Raw genomic sequence first — 6,362 nt, 5'->3', positions numbered from 1 at the left:
GGAGCGTAGGCTCAATCCTTGGCCTTGCATCAGCATCAAGGCGACCCGTTCGTCAGTGGTTAAATGCGTATAGGTTCTCATGGCAACACTCTATCTCAGTTGTTGCACTTGGTCCTTGAGACCACCCACCTACGGCATTGTCGAATGCTGCTCGCGTTGTTTCGGGGCTGATACGTATGCGGACAAGTTTGTAAACTCCGCTCACGGGCTCGGTGCCATAGTCCATATAGCGGCCAAACCAAGGATCGTCAGTCACATAGGAAACTGAGTTGTCGAAAGGCATGCGCAAGTGCCAGACCGTATGAGGCGGCATATCAAACTGAGAGCGGCCCAGGCACTCAGTGCGCCAGCCCTCTGGTGTTTGATAGTCATTGGTGGCGAACACACTCGACGCGCAAAGCGCGAGATAAATGGCTGAGACGAGAGCTAGATTCGTCGCGCCGTTTAGTCTTTTGGTGATGCTGGGCATTGGTCGGGCTCTTCCATGTTGAGCGAGTATTGATAAGGATGATTCGGCAAACCCGGTCGTGTCGTTCCGGCAGCAACTTTAACTTCATTGCAAGGCAGAAAATGGACGCTGACTACCCCCAGAGCGTCATAGGGTGCCACTTCAACCTCAACTCTATGGTGAGTGTATTTTTTACTGTGCTCCGCCATACGCTCATTCCAGGCATCAGTAAACATCTTTTCTGGCCAAGAGCCATAAGCTAGCGGATCCGGATCTTTCTCCCACTCCACCACCACCGTCAGACCCGGTTGCCAGGTGACCGGCAACGTGACACAGCAGTTTTGTTTTCCTCCGCCCTGGTGAGGCCCCACATTCGGACCGCCATTGCCATTCACACTAAATCGGTTAATTGCATCAGAGGTATGGCTATACCCCTCAATCGGCGCGCCCAGATGCCTTACTCCCGACCCGCTGTTTTGTGCAGAGCAGGCATTGAGCATTAGCAGGGCGCTGGAGATGAAGGCGGCAGCTATGAGTCGGGTTGCTAGAGAGTTGGGGGAGTAGGGCATGATTCATCCTTGATGACTGGCCTTCTACGTTCAGGCCAGCCGATAGCGTGATGGCCTAATTCTCCCTGATCTCAATGGTTTCGCTAAGTGCTTTCCAGCGCGGAAGCACGTTTTCTGGTGGCGGTGTGAACTCGGTCAGGTCATCGGTGCCTTTGGGGAAGGTAAATACTTGCACCGCGATCAGGGGGCTTAGCAAGCCGCCGGTTTTGGCCAGGCCAAACCAGCCGCGTTCCTGCTCGCCTGAGCCGGGAATAGGGTCTAACCGCCAGCCATCCATGCCTGCCAGGTGAGGGCCAATATAGGTTGGCTCCACAAAGCGCCTGAACGTCCATTTTTGGGCGTCAAACCCAGGGCGGTAATCGGTATCGTAGGTGCCTGTTTTCGGGTGTGTATCCCACGGGTCGTGGGCAGAGGCGGTGACTAGGCTAAAAACCACGTTGGGGGTCGCGGTAAAGCGCAGGCTGTTTTTGACGGAGTAGTGCGCATCGCCATCATCGGCAATAAAGCCGTAAGGAATGCAGACACCGCTTTCATCAGGTACTTCGTAGAGCTCACGAGGCCTGAAGCGCGACATCATATCGAGCATGGCTTCCTTGCCTTGGCCCTGGGCGTAGGCTTCGCTCATAAAAAAAGCGTAAACACGGTTATCTCTATAAATATAGGCTTCGTCGGGGGCAGAAGCAGATCCGACAAAGTAGGCATCAGGGATGCCGAGGTCGTGAGTGGTTGGTAGGGCCAGCGCTATCCTCGTTTTAAGGCTATCCATTTGAGCGATCTGTTCGTCAATATCTGCAGCTGGATAATTTCCAAGCTCAAGTTGCTTCAGTATGCTTTTGTCGGTTTCTAGGTCTTTCCTCAACTGGTCTTGATATAATATGCTACTGCCTCTTCTATACCCATAAACATCATCAAGCATAGATCTATCTACTTCATCACTGACGTAGATAACCGCGCCGAACTCACCGTAAGTAGCGTTATCACCTCGTGCAGCCACCATATCGCTAAAGTCATGCCCGCCACCTTGGGATATCTGCATCGTTCGGTCTGCGTTAAAAGTTGCCCATTCAATTTCTTCCGGGGCGTCGAAAGTGAAACGACCTAAACACTCTTGGCGCTGTGCAGCTGAGACGTCCAGAGCTGAGATTGTTAATAGCGCAAAACTAATGAACCTAAGTTTTAACTTCATGGGGGCTAACTCCTCTAGGCTTGATTGGTCTTTTCGCTATTTACGTCGAGCCATAAAGGCTGTTCTGGTTCCGTTAAAGTCGCGACCGCTTTCAAGTTTAGGCCTGAATCGTTATTCTCACCGCGAGTCCACTCGGAGGGTAGTTGGCACATAAAACCCTTTATAATTTTTGGCTTTGGATATACGGGAGGTGTGTTTTCTCCGAGAGATCGCCAGAAACGCTTCTCATATGGCATAGGGTAAGCTAAAAGACCACCTTTTCTAAGCTCATTTGCGTCACGATAAGACCAAGTAGGCCAAACTGACGCAGCTAACTTATTCTTATTTTGGTTCGTATGGTCCAATGTCTCAGCCTGTACTTGGCTTTGGTTTCTAGGAATAAAGACAAATGACTTTTCATATTCCCTCGTGTTTTCAGTTGAAATTTTCTGAATCGCTTTCCAAGTACTTTCGGCTGCAGGCGTATTCCAGCATCCGATCAATTCAGTGGCAGGTTGGATTTTTGAGTTACCGGTCAAGCTCAACCCAAAATGCTTTCTCCACAAGCTAGCTCGAAACTCATATATAGCTTTCCCCACTTGAGATTGAGTGACGCCATCCAATGCAAGCGTAACTGGGGTACTGTCCCTTACGACTACGGCTAGTTCAGAGTCTCTAGAGCCTAGCAAACTGCGATCATTTATATTGGCGCTGCCGAGAATGGCTACTCGGTCGTCAGCTATCAGCAGCTTGCTATGGACATAAATCTGTTCTGTCACAACCTTACCTGAGAGTTCACCCCATGTACGTAGGTTCAAAAGGGTGAGGTATTTGCTCCAATCTTGTTGCTCAAATAGAGGGCGGTTGGTTCTTGGATCAATATTATTGATACGCTCGGCAGCCTCTTCAGGGCTGTCTCCTCGGTCAATAAACGCACGCAACGCCATGTGGCGTTGAATATTCTTGATTAGACTGTTCTCGCCAAATACCAGACTCTGCATGGTTAGGTGGATTTGGTGCATGATGTTGGGCGTATTGAGCGTTCCCTCAGGATGTACAGGCAATACCATATATACATGGAAAGGGTTTCCCTCATCTATTGCCTTGCTTATTCGCGAAGCGAGGGAGCTACCTACTGTATTAATTATGTGATCCTGCGGTGTGCTCAAGAAGTCTGTGACCCAACCTTGGGCATTCACACCGAGCATGGCGAACATTTGCTCTAGGAAGTGGTTACTTTCTTCATCTGCATTACGAGCGATTGCATCTATTTCAGGCCAATCAAGCTGCCATACGTCCTTCGCTTCCAGTGCTTCAACCAACCGAACCCGCGCCACAAAATCTTGGCGTAGCGTTCGAGGGTCACGCAGGCTTGCCATAGGACCTGATAAAGGCAGGGATGCAAAGCGTTCGCCATCTGCGCCAAAATCGCTCTGAAAAAACTGGTTCTCGATATAAATGAAGTGTTGTGCGCTGGAGATGGCTTGCAGCATTGCGTCCTTGCAGTTGGACTGCACACCGCTGCTTGTAAAGTCTGGCATAGCGGGCAAGTGTACATTCGCTTGCAGCCGTCCCCTTTGCTCTTGTTGTTGCATGTTGTTAGCTGCGCTACGTAGCACTTGAACGCTCATTCCCTTGGGTATGGTTTCAGGATAGACAGGTAGTCGCGTTTGCTCGTTTATCCATACTGGCGGTGCATGCTGAAAGTCGAGCTGGATCAGATCGTTGGCATCAAGAAAGTGGTGAAGATGTGCCATACGCAGCAATTGATTGATCCAGGTCGCAATGGTATCTAAAGCCTTTTTTACTAGAGTGGTATTTTGAAAAGGTGGGCTATTAGCCAAGTAAGCCTGCTGGCTGTTCCAGCGATCAATAAAGTTCCGAGACAAATCGTAAACCGATGGGCCTTCTATGCGGCAATGCACGTCCTGCCATGGCATGCGGGGTTGATCTGGAGCAAGGCAGCTATTGTCTGCAGAGGCGAGCGGCTGAGGATATTCGAGCAGGTAAGGAAACGCCTCTTCGTTGCTCGCAGCCTGTGTTTGCAAAAGATTATGCAAATGCCAAAAAACGGTGGTGGCAAGTTCTGAAACGGGTTGTATTGCGTGTTCAGGTATTGTGTTGTAACCACCGTTAAAGAGAGCCGCGAAGGTTCTACCAATACCTGTTTCATAGGACCATTTGGCGATTAGGTAGCTGCTTTTTACGCGCAATGATTCAGTTATGTTGCCCTGAACAACCTGTAACTGGCTTAGCCAGCGCTGAATCTCTTGACGCAGTTGGGGGGCAATCTCAAAGTCATTGAGGCTGGATTCTATGAGTTTGGCTATAGAGCGAATGTTGTGCTCTAAAACTTTATATTTAATCTCAGTAATTGCATCGCTTAATCCCGCGGCAGCGTCTTGGATTCTGTCTACGCCGTCTACTATTGACTGCAATACCGGGCTGCGAGGGCTGGAAAAAAAATCTATGACATAGTTAAAGCTATTTATAACTTCAGCTCGGCTGGGAGTCGGGCCTCCGAGAGACGCTTTTGACAAATCCAGCAAAGCCGCCATGATTAGCCCGTTGCGGCTTACATGATCTTCTATTTCCATCCAGCCAAGCTGCGGAATGCACGGATTGCGAGCATCGTTTCCTTTGCGGGTGGTCGCATCTAAGCTGAAATTGTTGTCGTCTCTTCTTCCGTATGCCAAGTCAATACCGCCGACATAGCCAACACGGTTATCGATGACAACGCTTTTCTGGTGGTGCGAAAAAGCTACGCCCAAGCCTCCCATGTCACTCTGCTGAGTAGCAGGGACGCAGAACGCTCGTGGACCATTTTGCAGGCCAGCGTTGAGTTGAAATATAGCTAGCATGGTATCCACGTCAAAAGTTCCCAGGCTCCCCGATGGGCTAAGCCAAGGAGCGACATAGGCACGTAGCTGAGGTTTTCTGGTGAGCGCTTGATGTAAGCATTGCCAAAGTGTCCGCTGGCCGTCTAGCAGAACGTCATAATTTATCTGCCAGCCAGTGATGAAAATTGTTTCATTCGCTTCATCAATGGCTGCTGCCACGTCTTTGAAATAGTCGTCGCCAGTAGTAAAAAACCGTACGTTATTCCCACTGCGTTTTGGCGCAAAAGCAGACTCACTAGTGAGGAAGTAGTCCGGTGTGGAATACGCTGTATAGGCTTGTCCTTCGGCGCTATTGACCTGATTTACCTGTTTGGCTCGTATGCCGTTGTAAGCGCTGGTATCTGTCATTGCCTATCAATCCTTTGATTTTAAATGGGAATAGACGTCGGTCTGCCAACCGCTGTCCTGTTTGCTGCGCTCTAGCACAAGAGTGTTAACCGCACCTTGCCCGCTGTGTGGAAGGTCACAATAATCGAGCGCAGCCAACGCGATAGGCTCTGAGTCCCAGTTTTCATTTTCCACGTGAAGACTTAAAGCTACTCGCTGGCCGGGGTAGCACAGCCAGAGATTCTTTGGGTTGCTGCAATATGCTTGTGAAACCTGCTTTTGTTGTTCAGCATCCAGCAATACTTTGCCTTGCTCATCGGTTTTGCCTTCAAGCAACAGCGTGGTTTGTCCTATTACTAGTTGCCACGGTGTTTGTGCTAACGGAAACCCGTCTTCGCCCGGGACATCCATGAGCCTGATATTAAAAACGTATTCACGTGGTTCTTCGCTATTGTTTCGCTGAACCGGGTTTGGTCTGGCGAGGTCGAGCAGGCTGCCGGCCTTATCACTATCGGCCAAACCGGGTAGCACCGGTAGCTGAATACCCAGCCCTGAACCGCTCCCCGGCGCGCCGCCTGAGTTGATTTTGAGCGTCGGGCCACCCAGGCTGATGCCGCTGGGGTCGAGTTTCAGGAAGCTGCCGCCGCCTTTGGCGGTGAGCTCCATGCCGGCGTCGATTACCACTTTGGCACCGGCGTAGTAGTGGATCTGGTTACCGGCTTCGGTCAGTTGAGCGGTGCCCAGTTTGGTGTGCGCGGTTTGGCCAACCTGTAGGTGGTCGCTGGCTTTGACCTCGGTCTTGCGCTCACTGTGGGTGGTGCGGTGTTCTTCGGCCTTGAACTCGCTGTAGCTGTTGGCCTCGACGGTGTCGTGGCGTTCGTTGCCGACGCGCACCGTCTGGTCGTGCTCGATGTTTTCGTCCCAGTCTTTCTGCGCGTGCAGGTAGATCTGTT

4 protein-coding genes are annotated in these 6,362 nt (G+C 50.8%); all 4 read right to left on the bottom strand.

Annotated elements, in window-relative coordinates:
* Positions 1-444: 444 nt before the first annotated feature.
* Positions 445-1,017: a DUF3304 domain-containing protein gene (locus tag H4J77_RS18970; RefSeq protein WP_372237929.1), complete on the bottom strand. Its 573-nt coding sequence runs from the start codon at positions 1,015-1,017 to the stop codon at positions 445-447.
* Positions 1,018-1,072: 55 nt separating this feature from the next.
* Complete coding sequence (locus tag H4J77_RS20050) at positions 1,073-2,203, bottom strand: T6SS immunity protein Tli4 family protein (protein WP_235869781.1); 1,131 nt, start codon at positions 2,201-2,203, stop codon at positions 1,073-1,075.
* A gap of 14 nt (positions 2,204-2,217) precedes the next feature.
* The gene (locus H4J77_RS18960; RefSeq protein WP_220469437.1) at positions 2,218-5,430 is read right to left on the bottom strand and encodes a phospholipase D-like domain-containing protein; all 3,213 of its coding nucleotides are present in this window, start codon (positions 5,428-5,430) and stop codon (positions 2,218-2,220) included.
* A 6-nt stretch (positions 5,431-5,436) separates the two neighbouring features.
* On the bottom strand, positions 5,437-6,362 hold a 926-nt coding region (locus tag H4J77_RS20045), incomplete at its 5' end, for a bacteriophage T4 gp5 trimerisation domain-containing protein (RefSeq protein ID WP_404940801.1).

The sequence above is a fragment of the Pseudomonas sp. 5Ae-yellow genome (genome assembly GCF_014077575.1).
Classification (GTDB): domain Bacteria; phylum Pseudomonadota; class Gammaproteobacteria; order Pseudomonadales; family Pseudomonadaceae; genus Halopseudomonas; species Halopseudomonas neustonica.
Note: the sequence above shows the minus strand (reverse complement) of the source record. Positions and strands in the feature narration are given on the sequence as shown.